30 protein-coding genes are annotated in these 25,488 nt (G+C 65.7%); 11 read left to right on the forward strand and 19 right to left on the reverse strand.

Going from position 1 to position 25,488, the window contains the following annotated elements; all coding sequences use genetic code 11:
• The first annotated feature begins 49 nt into the window (after positions 1–49).
• The 3 genes from AC1DZQ_RS03660 (at position 50) to AC1DZQ_RS03670 (ending at position 2,726) form a co-directional block, all read left to right on the forward strand.
• Entirely contained in the window at positions 50–1,381 is a 1,332-nt protein-coding gene (locus tag AC1DZQ_RS03660) for an MFS transporter (protein WP_476962209.1), read from the forward strand.
• Positions 1,382–1,437: 56 nt separating this feature from the next.
• Positions 1,438–2,214 carry an SDR family NAD(P)-dependent oxidoreductase gene (locus tag AC1DZQ_RS03665; protein WP_476962210.1) on the forward strand — a complete coding sequence of 259 codons (777 nt, stop codon included), beginning with the start codon at positions 1,438–1,440 and terminating at the stop codon, positions 2,212–2,214.
• A gap of 71 nt (positions 2,215–2,285) precedes the next feature.
• Positions 2,286–2,726, forward strand: a complete 441-nt coding sequence (locus AC1DZQ_RS03670) for an SgcJ/EcaC family oxidoreductase (RefSeq protein ID WP_476962211.1) — start codon at positions 2,286–2,288, stop codon at positions 2,724–2,726.
• A gap of 16 nt (positions 2,727–2,742) precedes the next feature.
• Here the strand turns inward: AC1DZQ_RS03670 and AC1DZQ_RS03675 are convergent, their stop codons facing one another.
• The 15 genes from AC1DZQ_RS03675 to AC1DZQ_RS03745 all read right to left on the reverse strand — a co-directional run bounded on the left by AC1DZQ_RS03675 (position 2,743) and on the right by AC1DZQ_RS03745 (position 15,713).
• Positions 2,743–3,321 (reverse strand): histidine phosphatase family protein, encoded by a 579-nt coding sequence (locus tag AC1DZQ_RS03675; RefSeq protein WP_476962212.1) that lies wholly within the window; start codon positions 3,319–3,321, stop codon positions 2,743–2,745.
• 396 nt (positions 3,322–3,717) lie between these two features.
• Entirely contained in the window at positions 3,718–4,572 is an 855-nt protein-coding gene (locus AC1DZQ_RS03680) for a Rieske (2Fe-2S) protein (protein ID WP_476962213.1), read from the reverse strand.
• A gap of 224 nt (positions 4,573–4,796) precedes the next feature.
• Positions 4,797–5,549: a lytic transglycosylase domain-containing protein gene (locus tag AC1DZQ_RS03685; RefSeq protein ID WP_476962214.1), complete on the reverse strand. Its 753-nt coding sequence runs from the start codon at positions 5,547–5,549 to the stop codon at positions 4,797–4,799.
• Positions 5,550–5,643: 94 nt separating this feature from the next.
• A complete protein-coding gene (locus AC1DZQ_RS03690) occupies positions 5,644–5,946 on the reverse strand; it encodes a DUF4193 domain-containing protein (RefSeq protein WP_018772836.1) in 303 nt (100 codons plus the stop codon).
• Between the two features lie 94 nt (positions 5,947–6,040).
• A complete protein-coding gene (locus AC1DZQ_RS03695; protein WP_476962215.1) occupies positions 6,041–7,435 on the reverse strand; it encodes an LLM class flavin-dependent oxidoreductase in 1,395 nt (464 codons plus the stop codon).
• Positions 7,432–8,379, reverse strand: a complete 948-nt coding sequence (locus AC1DZQ_RS03700; RefSeq protein ID WP_476962216.1) for a TauD/TfdA dioxygenase family protein — start codon at positions 8,377–8,379, stop codon at positions 7,432–7,434. The genes AC1DZQ_RS03695 and AC1DZQ_RS03700 overlap by 4 nt, the downstream gene beginning before the upstream one ends.
• A gap of 27 nt (positions 8,380–8,406) precedes the next feature.
• Entirely contained in the window at positions 8,407–9,321 is a 915-nt protein-coding gene (locus tag AC1DZQ_RS03705) for an ABC transporter permease (protein WP_476962217.1), read from the reverse strand.
• Positions 9,321–10,244, reverse strand: a complete 924-nt coding sequence (locus AC1DZQ_RS03710) for an ABC transporter ATP-binding protein (RefSeq protein WP_476962218.1) — start codon at positions 10,242–10,244, stop codon at positions 9,321–9,323. The genes AC1DZQ_RS03705 and AC1DZQ_RS03710 overlap by 1 nt, the downstream gene beginning before the upstream one ends.
• Positions 10,241–11,296, reverse strand: coding sequence for an ABC transporter substrate-binding protein (locus tag AC1DZQ_RS03715; protein WP_476962219.1), 1,056 nt, complete (start codon positions 11,294–11,296; stop codon positions 10,241–10,243). The genes AC1DZQ_RS03710 and AC1DZQ_RS03715 overlap by 4 nt, the downstream gene beginning before the upstream one ends.
• A 492-nt stretch (positions 11,297–11,788) precedes the next feature.
• Positions 11,789–12,127 carry a YciI family protein gene (locus AC1DZQ_RS03720; protein WP_476962220.1) on the reverse strand — a complete coding sequence of 113 codons (339 nt, stop codon included), beginning with the start codon at positions 12,125–12,127 and terminating at the stop codon, positions 11,789–11,791.
• Between the two features lie 52 nt (positions 12,128–12,179).
• A complete protein-coding gene (locus tag AC1DZQ_RS03725) occupies positions 12,180–13,160 on the reverse strand; it encodes a TIGR03086 family metal-binding protein (protein ID WP_476962221.1) in 981 nt (326 codons plus the stop codon).
• Entirely contained in the window at positions 13,157–13,549 is a 393-nt protein-coding gene (locus AC1DZQ_RS03730) for an ArsR/SmtB family transcription factor (protein ID WP_476962222.1), read from the reverse strand. Before AC1DZQ_RS03730 ends, AC1DZQ_RS03725 begins: the two co-directional genes overlap by 4 nt.
• A 178-nt stretch (positions 13,550–13,727) precedes the next feature.
• A complete protein-coding gene (locus tag AC1DZQ_RS03735) occupies positions 13,728–14,345 on the reverse strand; it encodes a TetR/AcrR family transcriptional regulator (protein ID WP_476962223.1) in 618 nt (205 codons plus the stop codon).
• 161 nt (positions 14,346–14,506) lie between these two features.
• On the reverse strand, positions 14,507–15,184 hold the full coding sequence (locus AC1DZQ_RS03740; protein WP_476962224.1) for a PAS and ANTAR domain-containing protein: 678 nt from the start codon (positions 15,182–15,184) through the stop codon (positions 14,507–14,509).
• A gap of 52 nt (positions 15,185–15,236) precedes the next feature.
• Entirely contained in the window at positions 15,237–15,713 is a 477-nt protein-coding gene (locus tag AC1DZQ_RS03745) for a YegP family protein (protein ID WP_476962225.1), read from the reverse strand.
• A gap of 342 nt (positions 15,714–16,055) precedes the next feature.
• Between AC1DZQ_RS03745 and AC1DZQ_RS03750 the strand changes: the two genes are divergently transcribed.
• The 4 genes from AC1DZQ_RS03750 (at position 16,056) to ppk2 (ending at position 18,944) form a co-directional block, all read left to right on the forward strand.
• Positions 16,056–16,418: an ArsR/SmtB family transcription factor gene (locus AC1DZQ_RS03750; RefSeq protein ID WP_476962226.1), complete on the forward strand. Its 363-nt coding sequence runs from the start codon at positions 16,056–16,058 to the stop codon at positions 16,416–16,418.
• Between the two features lie 84 nt (positions 16,419–16,502).
• Positions 16,503–16,937 carry an SRPBCC family protein gene (locus tag AC1DZQ_RS03755; RefSeq protein ID WP_476962227.1) on the forward strand — a complete coding sequence of 145 codons (435 nt, stop codon included), beginning with the start codon at positions 16,503–16,505 and terminating at the stop codon, positions 16,935–16,937.
• A gap of 250 nt (positions 16,938–17,187) precedes the next feature.
• Positions 17,188–17,775: a ferritin gene (locus AC1DZQ_RS03760; protein ID WP_476962228.1), complete on the forward strand. Its 588-nt coding sequence runs from the start codon at positions 17,188–17,190 to the stop codon at positions 17,773–17,775.
• 233 nt (positions 17,776–18,008) lie between these two features.
• The gene (gene ppk2, locus AC1DZQ_RS03765; protein ID WP_476962229.1) at positions 18,009–18,944 is read left to right on the forward strand and encodes a polyphosphate kinase 2; all 936 of its coding nucleotides are present in this window, start codon (positions 18,009–18,011) and stop codon (positions 18,942–18,944) included.
• A gap of 72 nt (positions 18,945–19,016) precedes the next feature.
• Here the strand turns inward: ppk2 and AC1DZQ_RS03770 are convergent, their stop codons facing one another.
• Both AC1DZQ_RS03770 and AC1DZQ_RS03775 read right to left on the reverse strand, forming a co-directional pair.
• Positions 19,017–20,081, reverse strand: a complete 1,065-nt coding sequence (locus tag AC1DZQ_RS03770; RefSeq protein ID WP_476962230.1) for a hypothetical protein — start codon at positions 20,079–20,081, stop codon at positions 19,017–19,019.
• Between the two features lie 280 nt (positions 20,082–20,361).
• A complete protein-coding gene (locus tag AC1DZQ_RS03775) occupies positions 20,362–20,514 on the reverse strand; it encodes a three-helix bundle dimerization domain-containing protein (RefSeq protein ID WP_476962231.1) in 153 nt (50 codons plus the stop codon).
• 184 nt (positions 20,515–20,698) lie between these two features.
• Here AC1DZQ_RS03775 and AC1DZQ_RS03780 point away from each other — a divergent pair, with 184 nt between their 5' ends.
• The 4 genes from AC1DZQ_RS03780 to AC1DZQ_RS03795 all read left to right on the forward strand — a co-directional run bounded on the left by AC1DZQ_RS03780 (position 20,699) and on the right by AC1DZQ_RS03795 (position 23,873).
• Positions 20,699–21,517 (forward strand): alpha/beta fold hydrolase, encoded by an 819-nt coding sequence (locus AC1DZQ_RS03780; protein WP_476962232.1) that lies wholly within the window; start codon positions 20,699–20,701, stop codon positions 21,515–21,517.
• A gap of 300 nt (positions 21,518–21,817) precedes the next feature.
• The gene (locus AC1DZQ_RS03785) at positions 21,818–22,453 is read left to right on the forward strand and encodes a LysE family translocator (protein WP_476962233.1); all 636 of its coding nucleotides are present in this window, start codon (positions 21,818–21,820) and stop codon (positions 22,451–22,453) included.
• Between the two features lie 142 nt (positions 22,454–22,595).
• On the forward strand, positions 22,596–23,207 hold the full coding sequence (locus tag AC1DZQ_RS03790) for a glyoxalase (protein ID WP_476962234.1): 612 nt from the start codon (positions 22,596–22,598) through the stop codon (positions 23,205–23,207).
• A gap of 84 nt (positions 23,208–23,291) precedes the next feature.
• Entirely contained in the window at positions 23,292–23,873 is a 582-nt protein-coding gene (locus AC1DZQ_RS03795) for a dihydrofolate reductase family protein (protein ID WP_476962235.1), read from the forward strand.
• Positions 23,874–24,020: 147 nt separating this feature from the next.
• On the opposite strand, the gene AC1DZQ_RS03800 is transcribed toward AC1DZQ_RS03795, so the two are convergent.
• Entirely contained in the window at positions 24,021–24,173 is a 153-nt protein-coding gene (locus tag AC1DZQ_RS03800; RefSeq protein ID WP_476962236.1) for an LPXTG cell wall anchor domain-containing protein, read from the reverse strand.
• A 216-nt stretch (positions 24,174–24,389) separates the two neighbouring features.
• Positions 24,390–25,346, reverse strand: coding sequence for an SDR family NAD(P)-dependent oxidoreductase (locus AC1DZQ_RS03805; protein WP_476962237.1), 957 nt, complete (start codon positions 25,344–25,346; stop codon positions 24,390–24,392).
• Between the last annotated feature and the right edge of the window lie 142 nt (positions 25,347–25,488).

The following is a 25,488-nucleotide window of genomic DNA, read 5'->3' on the forward strand; positions in this document are numbered from 1 at the left end:
GAGGAACCCGGCGGGCTCGTTTCTGTCAGCGAGGTGCATCATGACTTCCATGAATCCTGCTAATCAACTCGACGAGCTCGGCCAGCGCACTCTGCGCAGGGCGCGCCGCCGCATCATGCCGCTGATCGTCCTGCTCTACTTCGTTGCATATCTGGACCGGAACAATGTCGGCTTCGCGAAGCTGACCATGAGCGAGGACATTGGCCTGAGTGCATCGGCCTATGGCCTCGGCGCAGGCATCTTCTTCCTCGGCTACGCGCTGCTGGAAATCCCGAGCAACGCCGGCATGTACAGGTTTGGCGCCCGCAAATGGATCGCCCGGATCCTTATCTCATGGGGCATTTTCGCCACGGCGATGTGCCTGGTGAACGGCGCGACCAGCTTTTACATCGTCCGGTTCCTGCTGGGTGCGGCCGAGGCAGGGTTTTTCCCGGCCATCTTGTTCTACCTGACGCTCTGGTTCCCGTCTGCCCAGCGTGTCACGGTGCTGGGCATCTTCATCCTGGCGCAGCCCGTATCCAACGCCCTCGGCGCACCGGTGTCGGGCCTGCTGCTGCAGATGGATGGCATCTGGGGCCTGCAGGGGTGGCAGTGGCTTTACATCATTGAGGGCATCCCGGCTATTATCCTCGGGATTCTGACCCCGATCCTGATGACCGACCGCCCCAGCCAGGCGCATTGGCTGGCTGACGATGAGCGCGAATGGCTGACTACGACCATGGACGAGGAGCTTGCCCGACACCAGAAGGGGCGGCCGCATCACTTCCTGGCCGGCCTCAAGGACCCGCGGACCATTGCCTACTCAGCGCTGTACTTCGGGCTGGTCTGCGGTATCTACGGCCTCGGGCTGTGGATGCCGACGATCGTTGCCGCACTGGGCGACTTCAGCACCGCGCAGGTCGGTCTGATCGTTGCCATTCCCTACACGGTTGCGGCGGTTTTCGTGTACTTCTGGGGTAAGCGCTCGGACCGTACCGGAAACCGGGTTCTGCATGCGACCATCAGCATGGTCATGGCGGCCATTGGCCTCTTGGCTGCCGGCTACCTGGTCGAGGTCAACGCCGTCCTGGCACTGTTGGCCCTGACGCTTGCGGCCATGGGTATTTACTCCGCTATTGCCCCGTTCCTGGCCATGCCCGCGACTGCCTTGGTCGGCGCTGCGGCCGCAGCCGGGCTGGCGATGGTGAATTCGCTCGGTAATCTGGGCGGGTTCGTGGCTCCCTACGCCGTGGGGCTGTTCAATGACGCCACGGGAGACAACCGTTCCGGCCTCGTGTTCCTGTCGGCCTGCCTCGCCATCACGGCCGTGGCCACCTATCTCTACGCACGCAAGCGCCCGGAGGGACGGGTACGCCGGCCACAGTTGGTGAGGAGGCTGTAGCTTCCGACGACTTCGACATCCAGAACTGACCATCAGGCGACAAGGGGCTAAGGGACATGACCCAGCAACAAGCGTTTCCGTCCGGGCGGACCGCGGTGCTGACGGGCGCCGCCTCTCCCCGCGGCATCGGACGGGCGACGGCGGAATTGCTCGCCAGCGGAGGCTGGGCGGTTGCGATTCTGGATGTCGACGGCGACGCGGCGCGGAAGGCGGCGGCGGAAATCACCGACATCTACGGCGTCCAGGCGGTCGGGGTGGGCGCGGACGTGTCCAATCCTGCAGCCGTCAACGCTGCCATCGACGAGGTCGAATCGACGCTGCCGCCGATCATTGGCCTGGCCAACCTGGCAGGCATCAGCTCACCCACGGAGTTCATGGACGAGACCCTCGAGGCCTGGGAGCGGGTGTTCAAGATCAACATGACTGGCACGTTCCTGGTCACGCAGCGGGTGCTTCGGGGCATGATCGAGCGGAAGCTAGGCAGGATCGTGAGCGTCTCGTCCATCTCCGCCCAGCGTGGAGGCGGGACCTACTCCAAGGTGGCTTACAGTGCTTCGAAGGCTGCCATCATCGGCTTCACCAGGGCTCTGGCCCGGGAAATGGGACAGCACGGAATCACGGTCAACTGTGTGGCTCCAGGTCCCGTGGACACTGACATCATGGGCGGAACACTGACGGAAGAGCGGAAGGCCGCAATGTCAGCCGACATCCTGGTGGGCCGGGTGGGAACCGTGCGCGACATCGCCGCGCTGATGGTGTTCCTGATGGGCGAGGACGCCGGATTCATCACGGCCGCGACGTATGACATCAACGGAGGACTGCAGATTTCCTGACCGCAGTGACGCGAAAGGCCGTATCCAATGCCATCCAGCCCACGGGGCATCGCTGACGCGTTCGCCGCCGCATGGAACGCTGCGGATCCGGTGGCCTTGGCGGCGCTTTCACTGAGGACGCCGACTTCGTCAATGTTGTTGGCCTATGGTGGAACACCCGTGAGCAGATCCGGGACAACCATGCCTACGGCTTCCGGCACATGTTTCCGGACACTGTCATGGTGCTGGACCGCGTCACGGTCCGCGAGCTCGGGCCCGACGTGGCCGTGGTTCACGCGGGTTGGACCATGAACGGCCAGATCACCCCCGCCGGGGAAAGAGCGGGGACCAGGCAAGGCGTCATCAGCTTCACGACGGTCCGGCAAGACGGCGGACAGTGGCTCGCGGTAAGTGCGCAGAACACGGATGCAATTCCCGGGATGCAGACCCACGTCGCTTCAAGCGAAGGCCTGGTAGCGGAAACGTATGCGTCCCGTGCGCGTTCCGAGCCCGCGCCGACTACACGCCCCTGACAGTGGGGAGCCTGACCTAGACGGCAGCCATTACGCGCTCGCCGTTGAAGTATTCGAGCTGCCAGCCGTCGACGGCATGGTGGTGGGCCAGGTTGAGCACGGCGTTGTCGATGCTTTCCAGGGTTCGGCCAATGGCGCGGCTGAGGCTCACGCGCAGGAGCGTGCCGTGGGCGACGGCCAGGACGCGGCGGCCGCGGAACTCCTCGGCCAGCGCTTCCAGCGCGGCCAAACCGCGGGCGGCTGCCTCGTCCTCTCCTTCCGCGCCGTGGAAACCACTGGGGGTGCGCAGTGCATCCAGCTCAGGGCTGGCCTGAAGGCCCTCCGCGAGTCCGAAGCTGCGCTCGGTGAGCTCCGGCACGCGCCGGGCTACGCTGAGCCCCAGCCCGGCGGCAATCAGGTCGGCAGTTTCCGCGGCACGGCTCAGCGGCGAGGACACGATCGCGTCCCACTCATAGGCAGACAGGGCGGCGACGGCGTCGCGCGCCTGGCCGCGGCCGACGTCGTTCAGCGGAATGTCGGTGGATCCCTGCAGCCGGCGCTCCGCGTTCCAGTCCGTCTGGCCATGGCGGACAAGGGCGAACGTCGTAAAGGTCATGCCTGCCATTCTGCCCTGCGGGCGGACGGGCCACTAAACCGCGGTTACGAAACGGCCGATTCTACGCATGACTATGTCAGCCTTGTTGGCCCCAGCTCGACGGCGGTACCCGGCTCCATCAGGAGCCAAGACTAGTTCTGCCTACAGTGCTGGCTGCCTGTGCGACTTCAAATAGAGCAAGGGCTGCCGTCTGCACGGGAACGGGGCCGCTAGTGGTGTGGCAGTAGCTGCGCCAGATCGACGTTCTTTCTGACGGCAATGCATCCGAGCGCGGAGGACGCGCCGACTGTAGCCCACAGACCCAGGGTCCCAACGGTCCAGCCGAATCACAGCAGGCCTCCAAGAACCCAGCACACCGGCGTCGGTGCAGCGAAGAACCGGCGACGCGGAAGCCGGCTACTGGCGACGCCGGCGTACCTCGATCTGGCCCTCGTTGACCCGGGCCTCGTAGGCAGGCTGTGGGTGCGATGCGGGTCCCCGGACAATGTTCCCGTCCTCGAGCCGGAAGGTGCTGCCGTGCCAGGGGCACGTGACGCAGCCATCGGCGATTTCTCCTTGGTCAAGGGGGCCGCCCATGTGGCTGCACACGCTGTCCACGGCGTAGAGCATCGCACCAGAGCGGTGCAGCAGCAGGGACACGTTCCCAACCTCAACCTTGCGGCGCTCGCCGTCGGGCAACTCGCCCTCGCCTAGCACCGGCTGCCATTCCGAAGGACCGTTCCGGTCCGCCGTTTTGTTGACGTTCACGGCGTTGGTATAGGTGAGGTGTCCGCCCAAAAAGCCCCCGAACATCAGGAAGCCAAGGCCCGTCTTCCCCAAGGCCTTCCCGAGGCCGCGATGTCCAGTAGCACGGGCCACGGCCGACGCGGTGTGGAGACAGAGGGCTGTGGCGTTGGCTGCGCCGTGAACGAGACCCGTTCTTCTTGACTTCCCCTGGGTGTCGGACCAGTCGTTCAGCCCGGCAGCGGCAGTGGGGACCGCCGTGGCGATACCAACGCACACCAGCATGTCGGCGGCCCGCTCTGACTCCGTGCCTCCGAAAGTGTCCAGAAGTGCAGCCATGCTCCAGGCCCCAATAGGCAGATCGGTGAGCACCGGGTGAAGCGGATGGCCGATGTAGGTGCCGCTCAGGAAATTTCGGATCGGGCGCGCCTGAACCGCTTGTCCTACGATCCTGGACAGAGACGAGGCCACTCCGTCCAGCCGGTCGAAGCGTTCTATGGCGTTGACTACGGAATTCTGCAAGTTCACAGCTCCTCCTAGAACTGGTCAAGGTGCTTATCCGGACGGTTCAGGAGTCAGCGACGTGGGTTGTCATGGAGAACCTCCGTGGTGCCGGGCCGCCCCGCACCGGGCCGCTTCCTCGGCTCACTGTAGGCCGACGACGCCCGATCAAAAAGGCCCAATTCTGTGACCTAATATCACCCGCAGCCGACAGCATTTATCCCCTGTTATCAACGGATAGCAGCGTGGCACTATCCGGCAGTGCCCGACTGTGCGGCGTAGGCGGTGGCCCGGTCGCGTACGTGGGCAACGTAGGTATCCGACTGGTTGTAGGAGTAGATCGCGTCGGCCCAGCCCGCGGCGGTGGTGAGGTCACCACCGTGGGCGCACAGGTACGAGGCGGCACTTAGCGCGGCGTCGTCGATGTTGAACGGGTCGGCTTTTCCGTCCCCGTTCCCGTCCCGGCCTGCGAGTTRCCAGGTGGAGGGAATGAACTGCATGGGTCCGACGGCGTGGTCCCACCGGGCGTCGCCGTCCAGGGCGCCGGCGTCCGAATCAGGGATCGCGGCGAAACCGTCGCCGTTGAGGCTTGGACCGACAATTGGCCCGCTCGCCTGGCCGGTGGTGGTCAGGCTTCCGCCGCCGTAGGTTCCATGGCCGGATTCGACGAAGCCGACCCCGGCCACCGTATTCCAGCCGATCCCGCACGCCGGAGCGGATTCGTTGGCCGCGCCGGCCGCAGCCACGTAGGCCTGGAGCGCACGGGCGGGGATGCCGGTCTGCGCGGCGGCATGGCTGAGCCACTCAGCATCCGTGCTCCGGGTGATGTTCACGGCGGAGGTGATGCCGGCGGACAGCGATTCGAGTTTCGCGTCCGCCCGGGGCGGCGCGGGTAGGGCTACGCGGGTCTCCGCGCCGGAAGCCCGGAGGGCCCAAAACAAGAACCCGGTGATGACGCAAAATACGAACAGGCCGAGCACGGCAAGGCGTTTCAGACGGAGCATGGACTATTCGGGCCGGCCGTGGACGGTGCTGGCCCGCCTATCCGGCGCGGCGCGGAAAACCGCGCCGACGCCGGACACGCGGGAGGCCATTGCCCTAGCCTTCACATTCGACGCAGTAAGCGTGGCCGTTCTTTTCGCGTGCAACCTGGGACCGGTGCCGGACCAGGAAACAGGAGTAGCAGGTGAATTCGTCCTGCGCCTGCGGGATGACCTGCACGACGAGTTCCTCGGCGACAATCTCCCCACCCGGGCTGATCGCATCGTCAAAAGCGTCAGCTTCATCCAGCTCGCGGACAACGCTGCGGGCATCCGGGGCGTTGGCGGATTGCAGCGCCTGCAGGGAATTATCCTGCGACTCCTTGACGTCGGATCGGACTTCGTCGTAATCGGTTGCCACGGGGGTGACTCTCATTCCTATGTTTAGTTCTGACGGGAAGCCAACGTACACCATTGCGCGCTTCCCTGCGTCATGTGAACTAAGTCCTTCACGCCTAGCGGAGTCGCGGGACCGCTTCGACGGGCGCCGGCGCCGGGTTCGAGTCCGCCGGGCCGGAGCGGGCAGCCGCGGCGAAGGTGTTGACCGGCCGGGGCAGCCCGTAGTGTTCGCGGAGGGTCCGTCCCGTGTATTCGCGCCGGAAGAGTCCGCGGTCCCGCAGGATCGGGATGACGTGGTCCACGAAGACGTCCAGGCCGGACGGGAGCACGGGCGGCATGATGTTGAAGCCGTCGGCTGCCCCGGCCACGAACCATTCCTGGATCGCGTCGGCCACCTGCTCGGGGGTGCCGGAGAAGGTGCGGTGTCCCCGGCCGCCGCCGAGCCTGCCGATGAGCTGGCGCACGGTCAGGCGTTCGCGCCGGGCGAGGTCCACGATCAACGTGTATCTGCTCTTGGCGCCCTCGATTTCGTCCTCGGAGGGCAGGTCTGCCGGCAGCTCGGCGTCCAGGGCCAGGGATTCCGGGAAGACCCGCAGCACCCCGGGGAGCTGCCTTCGGGCGTGCTCGGGGTGGATGAGCTCGTCGAGTTCCTTCTCCAGCCGCCGCGCCTCGGCCTCGGTGGAGCCGATGACAGGAACGATGCCCGGGAGCACCTTGATCGTGTCCGGGTCCCGGCCGGCGGCGGCGGTTCGCCGCTTCAAGTCGGCATAGAAGCGCTGTGCGTCGGGCAAGGTCTGCTGGGCGGTGAATACTGCTTCGGCGTAGCGGGCGGCGAAGTCCTTGCCATCCTCCGAGGAGCCGGCCTGGACAATCACTGGGTGGCCCTGGGCGGAGCGTGGCACATCCAGGGGGCCCTGGACGCTGAAGTACGTGCCGGCGTGGTTGACCGGGTGGACGCGGGTGTTGTCTCCCCAGGTTCCGGCTTCCTTGTCGCCGAGAGGAGCGTCGTCCTCCCAGCTGTCCCAGAGCCTGCGGGCCACGTCGAGGAATTCCGCGGCCCGCTCGTACCGCAGCGCGTGGGCCGGCTGGTCCCGCAGCGAGAAGTTCCGCGCGGCGGCGTCCCCGGCGGTGGTGACAACGTTCCATCCGGTCCTGCCCCCGCTGATGTGGTCCACGGAGGCGAACCGGCGGGCCAGGTTGTAGGGGTCGTTGTAGGTGGTGGACGCCGTCGCGATCAGCCCGATCCGTTCCGTAACCGCGGCGATGGCGGCGAGCAGGACGGTCGGCTCAAGCGTGCCGTAAGGACGCTGGCCGACGTCGCCGTGCAGCACCGGTGAGTCCGCGAAGAAGATCGAATCGAAGGTTCCGCGTTCCGCCGTCTGGGCCAGCCGCTGGAAATGGGTGACGTCCGTCCCGGCGAAGCTGTCGCTTTCCGGCAGCCGCCACGAGGCTTCGTGGTGTCCGGTGCTCATGAGGAACGCGTTCAGGTGCAGCTGCCGCGCCCCGCTCACAGCGGTGCTCCGGAGACATCTGCGCGAAGTTCCACCGTCTCGGAATAGACGGAGGAATCGCCCTGGATGGACGTGCTGCGGCGTCCGTCGATGCCACGGGGAACGTCGCCGGCGACCGTGACCCGGTTCAGCTGGCGGGGCTGGCCGTCGTAGTTGTCCGGGGCGTAGTGCTGGGTGATGCGGTTGTCGAAGAGCACCAGCTGGTCCGGTTCCCAGTTGACGCGGACCACGTTCTCCGGGCGGGTGACGTAGGCCTGCAGCAGCCGCAGGATGTCCTTGGATTCGGTGTTGGACAGTCCCACGATGCGCAGCCTTTGGGCGAAGCCGCCGATGAAGAGGCCGCGCTCCCCGGTCAGGGGGTGGACCCGGACCACGGGGTGGGCGGTCTCGAAATGGATCCGGGTGAATTCCTTCCGCCGCTCATCGGCGTTGGCGTGCTCGAGGTTTTTCGGCACGGAGTAGTCGTAGTCATTGGTGTGGACGGCCCACAGGGTGTCGGCGAAGTTCCGCAGTTCCTCGGGCAGGTCCTGGTAGGCACCTGCCGAGGAGGCGATCAGGGTCTCCCCGCCGTAGGCCGGCAGGGTGATGCTGCGCAGGGTGGAGGCCTGCGGCGGGTTCACGACGAAGGTGACGTCGGTGTGCCAGTTGTTCGCGCTGCCGTTTTCGCTGTCCACCGGCAGGACCGCCGGTTTGCCCTCGACGGAGGCCACGGTGGGGTGTGCCTGGGTGAGCGGGCCGAAGCGGGCGGCGAAGCGGACCTGGGCTTCGTCGTCGTGGACGTTGGCGTCCCGGAAGACCAGGGCCTTGTGGGTGTTCAGGGCCGCACGGATCTGGGCGATGGTGGCGTCGCTGAGGTCGCTGCTGAGGTCCAGGCCGCGGATCTCAGCGCCGATGCGGGCGCTGAGTTTCCGGAATTCGAGCCGGGTTTCGGTGGTTGTCGACATGGTGGTTTTGTCCTTTGGTCTGTGGGGTTAGTTCGACTGGGATCCGACGGCGGTCCGCCACCGGGAGAAGTGCCGTTCGACGGCGACCAGCAGGTAGTTGACCAGCAGGCCGAGCAGCGAGACGGTGAGGATCCCGGCGTACATGTCCGGGATCAGGAAACTGGACTGTGCGTTGACGATCAGGTACCCGAGTCCGGCCTTGGCGCCGACCATTTCCGCGGCGATGAGCACCAGGATCGAGGACGTTCCCGCCATCCGGATGCCGGTGAAAATGGTGGGCACCGCCGAGGGAAGGATGACCTTCTGGAACAGCCGGAAGTTCGAGAGCCCCAGGGAGCGGGCGGCACGGATGAGCAGCGGATCAACGGTCCTGACGCCGGCGATGGTGTTCAACAGCACAGGGAAGAACGCGGCATAGGCCACGATGCTGATCTTGGACGTCTCCCCGATCCCGAGCAGGAGGGTGAAGACCGGGAGCAGGGCCAGCGCCGCCGTGTTCCGGAAGACCTCCAGCAACGGGTTGAGGAACCGGTCCAGGGACCGGTACCAGGCGACCAGCAGGCCAAGGGCGACGGCGGCCACGACGGCGATGCCGAAGCCGCTGGCGGAGCGGGTCAGGCTTGCCGCCAAATGGTTCTGCAGTTGCCCCTTAGCGATGAGGGAGCCCAGTGCCCGCAGGACCTCGTGCAGCGGCGGGAGGAATACCCTGGTCGAGGCCGAGGCGAGATAGGTGGGCCCCAGTTCCCAGAGCAGGAGGAACAGCACGATGGCGCCCGAGGCCCAGATCCCGCGCCCCGCCCTGCGGGCTCCGGACCGGACCAGGGCGGGAAGGCGGCTGGGTCCTGCGGGCTGTGAGGGCCGCCCGGCGTCGGCCGTGCCGGGTGCGGGTGCGGCCGCGGCGGCAGGTGCAGCGGCGTCTTTGGTCAGTGTTGGTGCGGTCATCAGGCTGCCCTTCCCTTGCTGAGCTGGACCTTGCTGAGCTGGGGCGCCTCGTCGGGCGCGGACCCATCGGGCCGGATTTTGGCGTGCCCGGCTTCCTGGGCCTTCCGGACCTCGTCGTGCAACAGCGACCAGACCTTGTGGCGGTGTTCGACGAAGACGGCGTCGGACCTAACGTCCCCATCACCGCTCCGCTCCCCCAGGTCTATGTCGACAATTTGTTTGAGCCGGCCGGGGCGGGAACTGAGCACGGCCACGCGCTGGCCCAGGTACACGGCCTCGTCGATGCCGTGGGTGATGAAGATGATGGTCTTGCCCGTGGAGCGCCAGATGCGCAGGAGTTCCTCCTGGAGCTGTTCCCGGGTCTGGGCATCCAGCGCCGCGAACGGTTCATCCATGAGCAGGACGTCGGGTTCGTACGCAAGGCTCCGGGCGATGGCAACGCGCTGCTTCATGCCGCCGGAGAGCTCATGGGGATACCGGTCCTCGAAGCCGGACAGGCCAACGAGCTCCAAGTACTGGCGGGCCTTGTCGGCACGCTCCCTCCGGCTCAGGCGGCGCCCGTCGCTGCCGGTTCCTTCGAGGCCGAAGGCGACGTTGGCGGCCGCGGTGCGCCACGGGAAGAGTGCGTACTGCTGAAAGACGACGGCACGGTCGCGGCCAGGTCCCGTCACCTCCTTGCCATCCACCAGCACCTGGCCGGTGTCCGGCCGGGTGAGCCCGGCAAGGAGGTCCAGGAGGGTGGTCTTGCCGGATCCGCTCGGACCAACCAGAGTGATGAACTCGCCGGCGGCGACGTCCAGGGTGATGCCGTCCAGCGCCGTCAGGGTGGTGCCCTCCGGCTGGTCCTTGCTGGGCCGGACGGTGAACTGTTTCCCGACGTTCCGGAGGCTGATTTTCGGCGTCGGAGCGGTAGCCCGGGTCATGATGCCGCCCCCTTCAGCAGGTCGTTGAAGTCGTTGGTGTAGTACTTGGAGGGGGTGATGTCGCCACTGACGATGCCGGTGTCATTCAGCCACGCTGACCAGCGGGTGAAGTCCTGGTCGCTGATGGCGCCCTTGGACGGGACACCGACGCTCTTCCAGTACTTCAGGGCCGCGGTGCTTTCGGAGCGCTGGCGCTTGTCGATGATGCTCGTAAACCGTGCGATCACCTCGTCGCGGGGCGTACTGCGTTCCCATTCGATGGCCTTGGCCACACCGGTGGTGAAGATCCTCGAGGTTTCCGGGTTTTTCTCGATGAAGTCCTTGCGCAGGACGTACTGGCCGCCGGCGAAGGTGCCAAAGAGTTCGAAGTCGTTGAACAGGGACCGCAGGCCGCCGTTGGCGACAGCGTTATCCTGCAGCACTCCGCCGAGCGCCCCGACGTCGACCTGTCCGCGGCGGATGGCCTCCTCGGTGTCATTGGGCGGAACGACGACGAGCTGTACCTGCTTGATCTCCTCCTGCGACAGACCGTTCTTCTTCAGGTAGCTGTTGATCACCGCGTCCGCATGGGCGCCCAGGGTGTTGACGGCGACTTTCTTGCCAATCAGATCCCGCGGTGTCCGGATCGGGCTGCTCTGGGTGACGTAGAAGCCGTTGAACGTCTTCTCGTCCTCGCCGTAGTAGTTGATCACCGCAGTGACCGGGGCTCCGGCCTCGATGAGCTTGACCACGGCGCCGGAGAAGGCGCCGCCGAAGTCAGTGGCTCCTGTCGCGGCTGATTGGATGCTCGCCGGTCCACTGATGGTGTTGCCCACCCAGTTCAGCTTCACGTCGCCCAGGTAGCCGAGGTCCTCCGCCAATTCGGGCAAGCTCACGTTGTTGGCCGAGCCCTCGTAGCGGAGCTCGGTCACCTCGGGCGTCCCGGGGGTATTGCCGGCCGGGGACTGGGCGCTCGCAGGGCCTCCGCAACCGGAGACCACCAGCGAGACCGCCACGGCGGCTGCAACGCCCAAGGTGGGGAAAAGTCCTGCGGGTAAGAGTCGGTTTTTCATAGCGGATTCTTTCTGGATTCGAGGGCGGACCGGGGTTACCGGACCGTGTCCACCATCAGAACAGAGTTGAATCCGTCGTGGCAGGTGCCTCGACACCCGACGAAACCGTGCGTCATCCGGCGACGAAAACAGCCGTGGAGGCCACTCTCTACCCAGGCGGACGCATCGGGAAGCAGTCCGTAACAGGGCAGACTCACGCGGTCATCTGCGGCCATTCCGGGACATGTCCGCGCCTCACCGGACCGGCTCTGTGAAGTCACTGTGACGTCGTGGTGACGCCCGGCGACAGCGCGTGACGGGGCCAGCGGCGCGCCGCCGTCGGGCAACGTACGAAAGAATTCCTGCGGATGTGGCCGAATGTTGCGTTCCCGGCGCGGTGCTGGTGACCCATGCCCCGGGGCGGCCGGACGGAACAGCCAGGACGCAGAAGGCGTGTCCGCCGCTGCCGTGAAGCAGCGGCGAACACGCCWTGGGCATCGGGTCGAGCCGCTGCTACATTCCGGGGATCTCCTGGGCCTCGTGAACCTCGATTTCGCAGCCGCCGGGCATGTTCAGGTGCGGGTGCTGCTTGGCGAGTTCCACGGCAGCGTCAAGGCTTTCGGCCTCGATGATGCTGTACCCGGCGACTTCGCGCTGGCTCGGTGCCGTGGCTCCGCCAGCAGAAACGCGGACACCGTTGGCCAGGGGCGTTCCGAAGTCGATCAGGCCGTTGCCGACTTTAGCGGCCCACGCGTTCCACTGTTCCATGGCGCCTGCCATGTCCTCCGGTGCGGGCGGCGCGGCCTCGGCGGGGGTCATGGGGGCGTGGTAGATGAAGACGAACTTGGACATATTGTTCCTGCTTTCCTGGGGGTGAGTTTGACGCGTAGTGGCTAGGCAAATGTCAGACGGTGACGGTCCGGCCGGTGAACGCGATCAGGCGCTTCAGGCTGCCCGCGGTTTCCGCGACCGGCTGGGCCGCGGCGAAGCTGCCGCTGGCGCGGACCTGCTCCGAGATGGTCACCAGGGCCAGGGCCTCGACGTGATCCGTGACGACGTCGGAGACGACAAGTTCCTGGCCGGTGGCCTTCGCGAAGTCCCACGCGTGGACGAGCAGTTCGAGGTTGACGATCCCGGCGACGACGGTGGCGGGCAGTTCGGCGAAGCCCATGTCGATGGTGCCTTCGACGCCGCGGCGGCTGAATGCCTCCAGGGTGGCCTGCGCGAGTCCGGCGATGCGCACCTCCGGGCCTGCCCCGGCGTCGTCTGTCACGTCAGCGCCGAGGGCGCCGCCGACATGCTTCAGCGACCCGGCCAGGTGCTCCAGCAATTCGTGGGCCGTGAAGTCTTCGCACGGAGTGGCTTTCTCCCGGTCCTCCGGGGTGAGCTTGCGCAGCACGCCTAGGAGCACGGCGAGGGATGCCTCAGCAGAGCTGATGTGGTCGATCGAGTCCGGGGCCGCTGACCACTCGTCCGGACCGGCGCCGGCCGGGGAGGAGGTTTCGGCGATCAGGCGGTCGAGGTAGTGGTTCCAGCCCTCGGCATGTGCTGCGGCCTGTTCGGCGTTGAGGCCGGCATGGACCAGGCGGAGCGTGGTGCCCTCGGCGTCGGGCTCCAGCGTGATCGTCACCGTTGAAGCGCCCGGCGCCAGATCCATTCCGGACTCCCAGCCCCAGGTGAAGACGATGCGCTTGCCCGGCTCGATCTCCTGGAACGTGCCGGCGGCGTGGTGGCCGGGAGTGACGGTCCAGCGGTATTCGCCGCCAATCCGAAGGTCCACCCGGGCCGCCACCGTTTGCCAGCGGCGAAGCCGTTCCGGCTCGGTGATGAGCGCAAAGGCCTCGTCGGCGCCGACGGGCAGGTGAATGGTTTTATCGAACGTCATGAGAGTGGTCCTTTGTCTTGAGGCGAAGTATCTGAAGTGGTCGTGTGATGTAGCGGCGGGCCGTGACGCTGTGCGGCGAGTGCGGCCGCATCTGATGCCAGCAGATCCAGTTCGTAGGTCCAGAACTGTTCGACCAGTGCACGCAGCCGGCTCATGCCGCCTGGGTCGAGCCTGTAGTACCTGTTCCGGCCCTCTTTGCGGGCAGCCACCAGGCCGGCCTGCTCCAGTAACAGGAGATGCTGGGACACCGCGGAGCGGCTAACCGTGAAATGAGCGGCCAACTCCCCGACCGCCTGTTCGTGGCTGGCGAGAAGATGCAGCAGGCGTCGCCGGTTCGGCTCCGCAGCAATCTCCAAGGCATCCAACACATTTAATACGTTAGTGGTCACTAACGCATTGCGCAAGCGCTCAGCGACCGGAGGGGTTGGGTGATCGGAGTTCGGCACCTTTGCGGGCCGGCGCCTGGGCATGGCGCAGCGCTGTGCTGGGCGGCTTGTTAGGAAGGTGGGGCGTGTGCCGGGTCAGAGGAGCTGGCATCGAAGGCGGGGCAATCCCCCGGTGCAGCGGCTAGAGGCCCCGGTGGTGCTCGATGAGCCATCGCGCCATCTGCTGGGCGCGCTTGGAAGCCAGCGTGTCCCCTTCGGTGGCGGAGATGATGGAGCCTTTCATCAGGATGTGCCAGGACCGGGCAAATTCTTCGGGCCGGTCCAGCCCGGCTTCTTCGGCCAAAGCCTGGATATGCCCCCGGATGCGGCTGAGGTAATCGATGCTCGCCTTCCCCAGAGGGTGCCCGGCTCCCATCTCCAGTAGGACGTTGATGAACGCGCACGCCTCGAAATCCTCGCGCTGGAACCAGTCACCGAACACGTCAAATACGGCAAGCAGCCTTTCCTCGGGGGTGTTGCCCCGCCGGCTGGCCTCGGCCACGATCAGTTCCACGGTCCACACTTGGTCGCGGAGTTCCAGGAAAGCCAGCACCAGGGCGTCCTTGGACGGAAAGTGCCGGTAGAACGTTGCTTTGGAGACCCCTGAACTGCTGATCAGCTCGTTGACCCCAACGCCGCGGATGCCGCGGCGGGAGAACAACTCGTAGGCGGTGGCGAGGATTCGGTCCACCGGCTCATCGCGTCCGGCCATGGCTGTGGCGGGCAGCAGTGTAGGACCCTCGGCGTCGTTGACAGTCATGATGAAAAAATTTTACACCGGCCCGGGGCGTACAGACCGGTCTGCCTCGGAGTGTGCTATTGCGCTCCGATGGATTAACCCGGCGCTTTCGGCCGGTACGACGCCGGCGGGCCGGCCAAAGACCCGCCCGGCGCCCTAGGTACCCCTCGCCCTAGTTACCCCTAAGGATGAAGTACCCGGTCACCATCGCGGCGTTCCGGGAAACGCCCGTCCAGCGCTTGGACGAAGCCGCGGAGGGTGGCGGATTCGTGCGTGCTGTTGGCCAGCCGGACGATTGCCGACGCCGTGTGGGCCAGTTTGATGTTGTGATGCTGACTGTAGGCGGAAAGCCGTTCGAAGGCGGCCTCGGAACCGATGTGAAGAATGCCCATCAGGATGCCCTTGGCCTGTTCGATAAGGCCTCGGGTGCCGATGGCTCCGGCGACGGCCTCGCGGGCGGACCGGTCTGTTTCGAGTTGAACTGTCCTGGTGAGGTCCAGGATGAATCCGTCGACGAACCGCAGGTTCCCGTCGCTGTCCAGCACGCCCTCGCCCGCCGTCAGGACGCGCCGTTCACGCCGGCGTGCGTCGAATAGACGGTGATAGTTGGCAAAAAATCCTCCGCCACGGCACACATCCTCAAAGATTTCCCTGCACCGCTTCCGGTCATCGGGATGCGCGTGCTGCATCAGGACACCCACCGTGGGCACCACCTGGCCCCGGTGATAGCCGTAGATTTGGTAGATCTGCTCGGACCACCGCAGCTCCCCCGACACCAATTCGTAGCGAAAGGTGCCCGCGAGGCAGTCCTCGGCGAGCAGTGCACTGGAGTAGGTCTGCAACGCCTTCAGTTCGGTCATGGCCAGGCCCGCCTGCCCGGCCCGCCGGCAGGTGCCCCGCCGCCGAACAGGATCAGCACGAGCCGAGCCCGACCTGAGCAGTTCGCGCCTCCAGCGCCTGCCGCCAGCGTACGATCAGCTGCTGGTTCCGGGTGACGGCACGTCCGCCCAGGAAGCGGGCCCCGGACGGGATGCGGAGGCGCGGCGGCCTCTCATGGGACCTGGGCACTCCGTCCCGGGCCGGCCTCACCCGTGCACGCGGCCCCTTGGCGTGCGCCTCGCGGTCCCCGCGCGTCTCCACGCCGGGCGGCACGGGAGTGGTCTCCGCCATGGCCTGGAGCGGTGTGTCCTCTTGCGGCGTCGCTTGCGGTGCCGGAATTTCCGTCACCAGCCCCATGCCGGCGTACTCCCGTACTGCGGCAATCCCAGCCACCGCCGCTGGCAGGTCTGGAAAGGGCTTGGAGAGGGCCATGACGGTCCCGTCCGGGGCAGTGAGTCGAAATCGGTAGGAAGTATCGGAATCGGTGAACAGTTCGAACATGCCTGTCATAGAACCCTCCTGGAAGCCGGGACCCGGTTGTTCCCGGCGACGCCTTTGTCACCGGGAACGGCCTGAATCCACCGGAACGATCCCAGTCACTCGAAGCGGCCGGATCGACTTGATGAATTCATGAAAGTCTGAACTATGCCTTCCGTCTGCGCAAGAGGTGGCCCAACATCCGGATGCGGCGGCGACACGGCAGCGGCACGGCGCTACGATAAGTAAGCGGGCTGACCAATTGGGGGCACGGTAAGACAGACTTTTCTGTCTCGCACGTGCTAGTTTTCCTGTCGGCGGGTTCTGCACAGACGCGCGGCTCAGAATATATGAATGTGAAGGAGGGAGGTCCCGATGCCGGATGATCTTCCCGCAAATCTGGTCCTGACCGATGGGAAGGCCGAACTTTTCAAGTCCATGGGGCACCCTGCGCGAATCCAACTGCTGGAAATGCTCGCTGACGGGCCGGTTGCCGTCAGCAGACTCCGCGACAACACGGGCCTGGAACCGTCGAACCTCTCCCAGCACCTGAGCCTGCTTCGCCGCCAGCGCCTGATTGTCCCCTCACGACGCGACGGCAGGCTGTTCTATGAACTGGCCAGCCCCGAGGTGAACGCCCTGCTTGCGGCCGCCCGATCCCTGCTCGGCGCTCTCTTCCACACCACGAGCCTGGCCCTGAGCCCCATGGCTGAAGAGCCGGAAGAGGCAATCCGCTAGGTGCCGGCGCCCGCCGTACAGTGTGGACAACATCGATCGACCGGCCGGGAATCGTCCGGGACCAAGAAACCAGTAGGGGTATACATGGCTCACGCCGAGAACGAGACCACCATCAACCGTTCACCGGAGGATGTCTATGCGTTCCTCGCGGATGGGCTGAACAACCGCGCATGGCGCTCGGGGGTTCAGGACATCGCGCTGAAGAGTGGAACGCCGGGGGACCTCGGTGCCGTGTACAGCCAGACCCTCTCGGGACCCGGCGGCCGGCCGATCGTCGGGGACTACGAAATCACGGCTGCGGACCCCGGAAAGCACCTCGGCTTCCAGGTAGTGGCCGGCCCGGCCCGGCCGGCCGGTGCGTACCGGCTCAGTGAAGCGCCGGGCGGAACGACTGTCCGCTTCACTCTGGACTTGGACCCCAAGGGACTCATGAAGCTCGTGGGCCCGGTGATTGTCCGCACCATGAATGCAGAAGTGGCGCAGTTGACCAATCTCAAGAACGTTCTGGAATCCGCATAGGGAGGCGGCCGGTCCTGGTCCGGGTCGTAAGGCCGGTTCGACGTCGGGAGCTAACGACGACGGCGTCTGCCACCTTGCGAGGTGGCGGGCGCCGTCGTTCGTTGTCTGGTGTAGCTGCCGGGAACGGCAGGGTATTGACCGACCAGCACGCATCGGGGAATCTCGAAACAAGAGCCCTGTTAATTGGGAGCCGGTCGTCCCGTGCCAGCCTGTCCGCAGTTGCCCACACCAACCCGCGTAAGGAGACCCGATGGAATCCGCTAAGTTCACCGAACTGCTGACCCGCCAGGTAGGCAACGAATTCGCTGCCTCCCACCAATACATCGCCGTGGCCGCATGGTTTGACGGGCAGGACCTTCCGCAGCTGGCCAAACACTTCTACCGCCAGTCACTGGAAGAACGCAACCATGCCATGATGATGGTCCGCTACATCCTGGACCGCGGACTGAAAGTCGCCATCCCCGGCATCGATCCGGTCCGCAACGACTTCGGGAACGTTGAGGAACCCCTTGCCCTGGCCCTCGCGCAGGAACAGGAAGTGACCGAGAACATCAAGGCCATCTTCGCAGCGGCCAGGGCTGAGAATGACGCCCTGGGCGAGCAATTCATGCTCTGGTTCCTCAAGGAACAGGTCGAAGAGGTCGCCTCGATGACCACCCTGCTGAACATTGCCCGGCGCGCGGACAACCTCTTCGACATCGAAAACTTCCTGGCCCGCGAACGCGTCGGCGACCAGGGCGGTGGCGGCGGGCACCGGGGAACCGGCGTGCATCACACCGGCCAGGCCGGAGGGAGCCAAGACTCCGGAACGCCGGAAGCCGCGGGCGGATCACTCTGACCAACCCAGCACCGGCCCGTAATCCCCCCGCTGCCCCCGAAGGACGTCGTCGCCCCTCCTGATGTATTTCCCCTACTTTGCAAGCACGGAGGACGGCTTCTCAGCCCATCCCTATCGTGAGCTCCACCTGTCGGCTTAGGCTGGTCGCATTCTATGAACTCAGTTGAGCATCGAACGCTGCCGGCACCCTAGAAGGCCGGCGACGGTTCAGCGGGGCCGGAAGGAGACCGGGGATGGCGCAGGCGGACAGGACGTGGACACCCGAGGATCAGGGCTGGCTCCGGGAAAACCTGCGGGAGGCCATCGACCATCTGGTGGAGATGGGGTACACGGTGCGCGGGGGTCAAGGCGAGGATCCGGAACTGATCCACCCCGGCGGTTCGGCCGTGCAGACGTGGCGGGAGGACTACCCCTACGACGAGCGGATGTCCCGTGAGGAGTACGAGCTGGAGAAATACCAACTGCAGGTTGAACTGTTGAAGTTCCAGTACTGGGGCCAGGACCAGGATCTCAGGCACGTGATCGTTTTCGAGGGCCGGGATGCGGCCGGCAAGGGCGGAACGATCAAGCGCTTCACCGAGCACCTGAATCCCCGCTCGGCCCGTGCTGTGGCATTGAGTAAACCCTCCGACCGTGAACTGGGCCAGTGGTATTTCCAGCGCTACATCCAGCACCTGCCCACGGCCGGGGAGATCGTGATGTTCGACCGCTCCTGGTACAACCGGGCGAATGTGGAGCGGGTCATGGGATTCTGCACGCAGCAGGAGTTCGACACTTTTATGGTTCAGGCGCCGGTCTTCGAGAGAATGCTGGTGGACTCCGGGATCCACCTGACCAAGTTCTGGTTCTCGGTGACCCGCCACGAGCAGCGCACCCGCTTTGCGATCCGGCAGATAGACCCCGTGCGGCGCTGGAAGCTCTCCCCCATAGATCTCGCCTCTCTGGACCGGTGGGAGGAGTACACGGCAGCCAAGGAGGAGACGTTCCTGCGGACCGACACGGACCATGCGCCGTGGATCACCATCAAGTTCAACGACAAGAAGCGGGGGCGGATCAACGCTATGCGCTTCTTCCTCAACCAGTTCGACTACGAGGACAAGGACACATCAGTGGTCCATGGCCCCGACCGGCTGATCGTGCGGCGCGGCCGCGACGCCGCCGGCGACTAGCGGACCGCCACGCGGCACGGCCGCCCGGGGACGTCGTCTGGACGACGGCGACTGTCTGCAAGATCGGGCGACTTACAACGCTGGAGTCCAGCGGTCGCCGTGCGAGGCGCGGTGCCACGCCTGCCGCTGGCCATCCGATTCGCGCGCGACATCTGTGAGCCAGATCGTGCTGTCTGGGGCCCATCCGGCGATAACCGTTGCCGTTTCGGCGTCGACCGTTAGGGAGCGCGTCGCGCCGGTAAGGTAACCCAGGACGGAGAGGTGCACCGCGTCCCACTCACCTGCCACTTGTTCCCAATCCGGGATGACCCATCGCCCATGGCGTCCGGTCACGCGGAACCAGTCGTGCCGCCGGGATGCAGTGACCTCCAGTGGGAAGCTGCGGCACAGCGATATCCAGTCATCTGCTGTGCCGATCTCAAGACTCCGGCCCGCTCCCCGCACCGGAACCGTAGTCGCCTGCTCCCACCCCAAGGGGTCTTCCACGAGACTCAGCGCGGCCGGGACCTGCCCAACGGTGTGCAGCAGCCCGTGCGGGATCGACCACCAAGATCCGGAGACGTTAGCGCGAGGGTCCCGTGGGCGTTCGCGCGCAGCCCGTACTTCCCCCGCGCGTTCCTCTCGGCCCCACTCGGTCAGTGTTTGTCGCGGATTCTTCGGCAGCGGTGCCGGACCGTTTGACGATCGCCAGTCAATGGCCCACTGCTCAGCCCGGCGAGGCTGCCAGAACCACTGGATGTCGGGTAGCGCCAAGACCTGTTCCGCGACGGGCAACAAAGCCGTAGTCACGATCGGGAGATCCGCGAGCACGTCCTCTCCATCGGGCTCCTGCCAGTACCTTGCAGCGTCCACTGACCGAGCGAGGGCCGCCCGCACCAATTCACTGTCAAGGTCAATGAAGTCCAGGGAAGCGAGCCTGGCCGCCAGCTGCTCTGGTGACGCAGCAAAAGGCGGAGTCGCGGTCCCACCGGAGGCAACAGCGTTCAGCTGGACCGTCAAGGTCCCAGATCCACTATCAAGTTCGTAACCCAGCCAGAAGGCCGCGGTTTTGACCTCCTGATCCAGCTGCATCGCCAGCTCAAGACACAAACGACGCCCTCGGGGTCCCAACAGAAATACGTCCGCAGTCGGCATCATCCGATCATCCTTGCACCATCGAACACAGGACGGCCGGTGCCATGTCGTGTCCGAAGCCGCCGGCACCGATGTCAGAAATCTGCTGCACGGCCTTATGGGCGCGGTCCTGTGTGCCGTCGATGATCGCGGGACTTCTTGGTATCACCAGAGCAGTTCGAGGTGGTGTACGTCGATTCCGGGCCGGCTGCCCTGCCATCTGTCGGATCCGGCAAGTCCACGGCCTCAGTCGTCGACTACCTTTTGTGTTACTTCTCGGCGGAGCCGGGTCCGGGCGCAGTTTTCAACCAGCGTCGGGACTGATCCGACCGGCTGCCAGAGAGTGGTACTCCTCCCCGACAATGCGTTCTATATGGTGCCGCGGCGCTGACGGGAAGCGGTCCGCTAGCCGATCCGCGACCCTATCGATCGTCGGTTCCTTCTCCGCATCGCTCATCGCTTCATTGTGAGTGCGCCGGATTCCGGCGTCAATGAAATCGGAGTCACACAGAAGCCTGGGCCCGTCCGCTCGCCATCCTCGATGAGAACCCCCAGGACGGCACCGCCGGAGTATCAGGGCCGGGCCAAAGCCGCCGAGGCGTTGATGTGGCCTTGGTCGCGACGCGTTCTACCATATGGAGATGGAGTCCACCGTTAGCGGAGTGCCTGTGCATTACGCCGAAAACGGCAGCGGGACGCCGGTTCTGGCTCTTCACGGGGCCGGTGTGGATCATCGCGAGATCGCCGCCGCCCTGGAACCGATATTCGCCAACGTGCCTGGCTATCGGCGCCTGTATCCGGACCTGCCGGGGATGGGACGCACCCCGGCGCCCGAGACGATCACGAGCAACGATGACGTCCTGGACATACTGTTCGGACTTATCGACAGCACCATTGGAAACGAACCGTTTCTTGTCATGGGTCACTCTTACGGTGGGTACCTGGCCGGTGCGATTGCCAATGGCAGACCGGATCAGACCGTCGGGCTGGCACTAATCTGCCCGGTTGGCGCGCAGACGCGCGATGTGCCCAAGCACGAGGTCCTTGTTTCGTCGGCCGGTGTGACCGGCGAACTCGACTCGGATCTCGAGGCTACCTACCGGGACTACTTCGTTGTGCAGACGGCCGAAACGCTGCGCCGGTTCCAGGAGTATGTGGCTCCCGCAACGTCACTCGCTGACGAGTCGAGCCTGATGCGAATCTTTTCTCACTGGGAGCTGCGGGATCGCCCGGAAGCCGCGAAAGCCTATCCCCATCCAGTGTTGGTCCTTGCCGGGCGACAGGATGCCACCTCCGGGCACACAGGCCCGCGGGACTTGATCGGGCACTACCCCCGCGCGACCTTTGCCGTGCTCGATCGCGCCGGCCACGCGCTGCTACACGAGCAGCCCAGCCTCGTCCAAGCCCTTGTCGCCGAATGGCTCACGCGCGTGCGTGAGTCATTCGGCGGCAATACTTAGTGGGCCGCAGGGCACGAATACCGGCGGAAGGATCCCTGCGTCATGGCTCCATCGAACACAGACCAGGTGACCCCGGGCGGCACGTCCGCCGCAAATGAACCGGATGCTAACCCCGGGCGCTTCGCGCCGCTAGGGTCCATTGATCAGGCAGTGCCTCGACGCCTTCGGCTCGATTCAGCACAGCATCTGGTGGACACCGCAGGCCCCCGGCGTCCCGCTGACGTCATATACGAACACGGACAGCAGCAAACCATCGCCACGGATTGCAGTCGGGCAGCCAGCGCCCGGACAATGGTGCCCATGACCGCCGTAACCCTGCTGGCCTTTGCCGGGCTGTGCCTGCTGCTTTCCGTCACCCCCGGCCCGGATACCTTCCTGGTGCTGCGGATCTCGCTGCAGAATGCCGGGGCCGGCCTGGCCGCGGCGCTGGGCTCGGCACTGGCATCCCTGGTTTGGGCCGCGCTGGTGGGCGTGGGGCTTGCCGCGGTGCTGGAGGACTCCGCGGAAGTGTTCCGCTGGCTAAAGATCGCAGGCGGCTTGTACCTGCTGTATCTGGGAATCTCGTCGCTGATCCGGGCCCGCCGCACAACAACCTCCGCAACGGCCGGGCACGCTCCCCGCCGGAGCTACAGCCGAAGGACAGGGTTCGGCGCCGGCGCGCTCTCCACACTGCTCAACCCCAAGGTCGGCCTGTTCTACCTCGCCGTAGTGCCGCAATTCATTCCGCACGGCGGCAACACGCTGGACACCGCCATGGTGCTGGGTGCCATCGAAAGCGCCATCGGATTCCTCTATCTGGCGGCTGTAGCCGTCGCGGCAGCGAAGGCCATGGCCTGGCTGCAGCGCCCCCGGGTGAGCAGCTGGCTCGAACGCGGCAGCAGCGGCATCATCGCCGCACTCGGCCTGGGCGTCCTGGCATCTACCACCAGCTCCTAGCCCGCGCCGGACACGCGCGGTGCCTTTTCGCGCCGGAAGGCCGTTCCTGATGCGGAAGACCGATCAGGATCAGAGAAGCGAGAGGCGAGGCCCCAGCATAAACTCAACAGCACGACCTGCCCACCCCACCGAAGGACGTGCCATGACCTCCATCGAATCAGTCACTCTCGAAGTACCTGACCCCGCAGCAGCCACCGTCTTCTACACCGCAGCCTTCGGACTGGGCACACGGGTGCGCGTGCGAGCCGCCGATGCGCCGACGGACGGGTTCCGCGGGTTTACGCTGTCGCTCATCGTGTCTCAGCCCTCCACCGTCAGCAGCCTGATCGACACCGCCGTGGAGGCCGGCGCCACGACGCTGAAGCCGGTCCAGAAGTCCTTGTGGGGCTACGGCGGCGTCCTACAAGCTCCGGACGGAGCGATATGGAAGGTAGCGACGTCGGCGAGGAAGGACACCGGTCCGGCCAGCCGCCAGGTCGACCAGATCGTGCTCCTGGTGGCGGCCGCCGACGTCGCTGCGAGCAAACGCTTCTACGTCGACCGCGGCCTCACGGTCGGAAAGAGTTTCGGGAAATACACCGAGTTCGCCATGCCGTCGAGTCCAATCAAGCTCGGGCTCTACGGTCGCCGCGCCCTGGCCAAGGACGCCGGTGTCTCCCCCGACGGCGGCGGCTCGCACCGACTCGCGATCGCCAGCGACGCCGGCCCGTTCACCGACCCGGACGGGTTCACATGGGAAGCAGCATCAGCGTGAGCGGAGCGGCCGCAGCCATCTAGCCGGTCGTGGACCAGGAGGCGCGGCTGAGGAGCTTCGCCGACGACGACAAGGAGCAGGCATATGTCCTCATCAGTGCTGTACATGTCGATGTCCCTCGACGGGTACATCGCGGGCCCGAACGACGGACCCGCCAACCCCGGCGGCGACGGCTTCGCCCGGTTGCACGAGTGGATCGCAACCCCGGACGGAGACTTCGGCCGTCCGTCGGGGCCGCCTGGACAATTATGGGACGAATGGAACCTGACCGGTGCCGTGCTGGCGGGTCGGCGTACCGTGGAGCAGGTCGACCACTGGCAAGGTGATCATCACGGAGTGCCTATCGTGGTGCCCAGCCATCGGCCGCCCGATCCCTCGGTGGCGAACTATCCGCTGGTGACCTATGTGGCTGACGGGATCGAGAGCGCGATGGCGCAGGCGAAGGCCGCGGCCGGGGGCAAAAATGTGATGGTGCATGGTGCGTACACGGCGCAGCGTGTGCTCGAGGCGGAAGTGCTGGACGAGCTGCAGATCCATCAGGTCCCGGTGCTGTTCGGCCGGGGTCGGCGATTGTTCGACGTCTTGCCGTCGCAGATCGAGCTAGAGATCGTCCGGGTGATCGACACGCCCGAGGCCACCCACATCCGCTACCGCGTCCGTCACTGAGCCGTTCGATATCACTCGTCGTGCAGATCCTCGGGCACGAGTGGAGATGAGGTGAAGTGGCCCGCAGGCCGTCCAGTCAGGGTGCATGAAAGCGGCGGCCGGTCCTGAGTGGGACCGGCCGCCGCCGAATGGACATCAGGTTGAGCGTCAGGCCTTGGCCTTACGCTTCATCCAGCCCCAAACAGCCGTAGCCACCAGCAGCACCAGGCCGATGATGGCCAACCAGAGCAGGCCCTTCACGGCGAAGCCAAGGATCGAAAGAATAAGCCAAATGATAAGTAGTGTGATTATTAGTCCCATACCGAAAGCCTATGCCACCCAAGTGCCCGGGGTGACGCAACGACGCCCCGACTCGCGCCCCGCGCGAGGACCAGAGCTGAGAAACTCCTAGCACGTCCGGGCGGTCCGGTGGAAGCTGGACGACGCGGCACCAAGGGACCCCTACGTCTTTACGGCAGCCGCCGCGGAAATGGCTTTGCCGACGCTCCCCCGGCCGCAGCACGCCTGATCGCAGTGCTAGCGTGTCTGGGCTTCGGCAATCATTGCGAGTGAGACATCCCAGAGCCGCAAGGCCGCCACGGGGTCCAGCGCCCACTCGCGGACACCGGCGCCAACCGTCAGGGCGCCGGGTTCGGCGTCGTTGGCGATGACCCGCGCTTCGTTGGCATCTTCGAGGTAGCGCCCGCCGATCCCTTCGAATTCGGGGGCAACGGCCGCCACCAGCGTGGTGGAAGCGCCCTGTTGCGGGGTCTTCATCCCAGGCAGCGTCTTCCACTGCTCGATTTGCTCCGGCGAGGCGTGTCGCCCCAGGTTTGTCTCGATGCCGCCCGGCATGACCGAGTTGGCGAAGATGCCATCGCCGGACCAGCGCCGGGTTGCCTCCACGGCAAACAGCGCATTCGCGGTCTTCGACTGCCCGTAGGCTGCCCAGGGATCGTAGGCACGACGCTCGAAGTGGATGTCATCGAAGACGACCGGGGAGGCCAGGTGGCCGCTGGAGCTCAGCGCAACGATTCGAGCTTTCCCGGACGAAGCCAGCGCATCGTGCAGTCCGAGGGAGAGCGCGAAATGCCCAAGGTGATTGGTCGCGAACTGCTCCTCCCAGCCGTTGGACGTGCGCCGCAGCACGGGGATCGCCATGACTCCGGCGTTGTTGATCAGGAGGTCCAGCGGGACCTGCAAGGAATCGGTGAAGGCGTTCTCGCTGCCCAGATCGAGCAGGTCGAGCGCTGCCACATGGACGGCCGGGTTCCCGGTGGATTCCATGATCTCCTTGGCCACCGCCGTCCCCGCTTCGAGGTTCCTGACGGCGATGGTCACGTCCGCGCCGGCACGGGCGAGCGAACGGGCCGTCTCGACACCAATTCCGGAGGCCCCGCCGGTGACAATGGCGCGCTTCCCGGAGAGATCCACACCGGCGACGACTTCGTCGGCCGTGGTGGTGGCAGTGAACTTCGTGGTGATTCTGGTCATGAGGGAGCCCTCTTCAGTACGGTTCCCCGGGGCAAATATTTCCCTGGGAGAGGGACACAAACCTCCGGTGACCCCAGTTCAAGGCTACGCGCGGCAAGGACGAGAAGGGGGCCTCGCCCTTACCCGTACGGGCACTACGTGA

It is taken from the genome of Arthrobacter sp. P1_C12_2 (assembly GCF_056406415.1).

Bases quoted from the DNA above. Each gene is read 5' to 3' on its own strand.
- AC1DZQ_RS03720 (WP_476962220.1), bottom strand. From the start codon at position 12,127: ATGTCCAAGTTCGTCTTCATCTACCACGCCCCCATGACCCCCGCCGAG.
- AC1DZQ_RS03740 (WP_476962224.1), bottom strand. From the start codon at position 15,184: ATGACCGAACTGAAGGCGTTGCAGACCTACTCCAGTGCACTGCTCGCC.
- AC1DZQ_RS03790 (WP_476962234.1), top strand. From the start codon at position 22,596: ATGACCTCCATCGAATCAGTCACTCTCGAAGTACCTGACCCCGCAGCA.
- AC1DZQ_RS03700 (WP_476962216.1), bottom strand. From the start codon at position 8,379: ATGTCGACAACCACCGAAACCCGGCTCGAATTCCGGAAACTCAGCGCC.
- AC1DZQ_RS03735 (WP_476962223.1), bottom strand. From the start codon at position 14,345: ATGACTGTCAACGACGCCGAGGGTCCTACACTGCTGCCCGCCACAGCC.
- AC1DZQ_RS03670 (WP_476962211.1), top strand. From the start codon at position 2,286: ATGGAACGCTGCGGATCCGGTGGCCTTGGCGGCGCTTTCACTGAGGAC.
- AC1DZQ_RS03800 (WP_476962236.1), bottom strand. From the start codon at position 24,173: ATGGGACTAATAATCACACTACTTATCATTTGGCTTATTCTTTCGATC.
- AC1DZQ_RS03805 (WP_476962237.1), bottom strand. From the start codon at position 25,346: ATGACCAGAATCACCACGAAGTTCACTGCCACCACCACGGCCGACGAA.
- AC1DZQ_RS03725 (WP_476962221.1), bottom strand. From the start codon at position 13,160: ATGACGTTCGATAAAACCATTCACCTGCCCGTCGGCGCCGACGAGGCC.
- AC1DZQ_RS03785 (WP_476962233.1), top strand. From the start codon at position 21,818: ATGACCGCCGTAACCCTGCTGGCCTTTGCCGGGCTGTGCCTGCTGCTT.
- AC1DZQ_RS03745 (WP_476962225.1), bottom strand. From the start codon at position 15,713: ATGACAGGCATGTTCGAACTGTTCACCGATTCCGATACTTCCTACCGA.
- AC1DZQ_RS03750 (WP_476962226.1), top strand. From the start codon at position 16,056: ATGCCGGATGATCTTCCCGCAAATCTGGTCCTGACCGATGGGAAGGCC.
- AC1DZQ_RS03660 (WP_476962209.1), top strand. From the start codon at position 50: ATGAATCCTGCTAATCAACTCGACGAGCTCGGCCAGCGCACTCTGCGC.
- AC1DZQ_RS03760 (WP_476962228.1), top strand. From the start codon at position 17,188: ATGGAATCCGCTAAGTTCACCGAACTGCTGACCCGCCAGGTAGGCAAC.
- AC1DZQ_RS03705 (WP_476962217.1), bottom strand. From the start codon at position 9,321: ATGACCGCACCAACACTGACCAAAGACGCCGCTGCACCTGCCGCCGCG.
- AC1DZQ_RS03665 (WP_476962210.1), top strand. From the start codon at position 1,438: ATGACCCAGCAACAAGCGTTTCCGTCCGGGCGGACCGCGGTGCTGACG.
- AC1DZQ_RS03710 (WP_476962218.1), bottom strand. From the start codon at position 10,244: ATGACCCGGGCTACCGCTCCGACGCCGAAAATCAGCCTCCGGAACGTC.
- AC1DZQ_RS03755 (WP_476962227.1), top strand. From the start codon at position 16,503: ATGGCTCACGCCGAGAACGAGACCACCATCAACCGTTCACCGGAGGAT.
- ppk2 (WP_476962229.1), top strand. From the start codon at position 18,009: ATGGCGCAGGCGGACAGGACGTGGACACCCGAGGATCAGGGCTGGCTC.
- AC1DZQ_RS03795 (WP_476962235.1), top strand. From the start codon at position 23,292: ATGTCCTCATCAGTGCTGTACATGTCGATGTCCCTCGACGGGTACATC.
- AC1DZQ_RS03775 (WP_476962231.1), bottom strand. From the start codon at position 20,514: ATGAGCGATGCGGAGAAGGAACCGACGATCGATAGGGTCGCGGATCGG.
- AC1DZQ_RS03780 (WP_476962232.1), top strand. From the start codon at position 20,699: ATGGAGTCCACCGTTAGCGGAGTGCCTGTGCATTACGCCGAAAACGGC.
- AC1DZQ_RS03675 (WP_476962212.1), bottom strand. From the start codon at position 3,321: ATGACCTTTACGACGTTCGCCCTTGTCCGCCATGGCCAGACGGACTGG.
- AC1DZQ_RS03715 (WP_476962219.1), bottom strand. From the start codon at position 11,296: ATGAAAAACCGACTCTTACCCGCAGGACTTTTCCCCACCTTGGGCGTT.
- AC1DZQ_RS03770 (WP_476962230.1), bottom strand. From the start codon at position 20,081: ATGATGCCGACTGCGGACGTATTTCTGTTGGGACCCCGAGGGCGTCGT.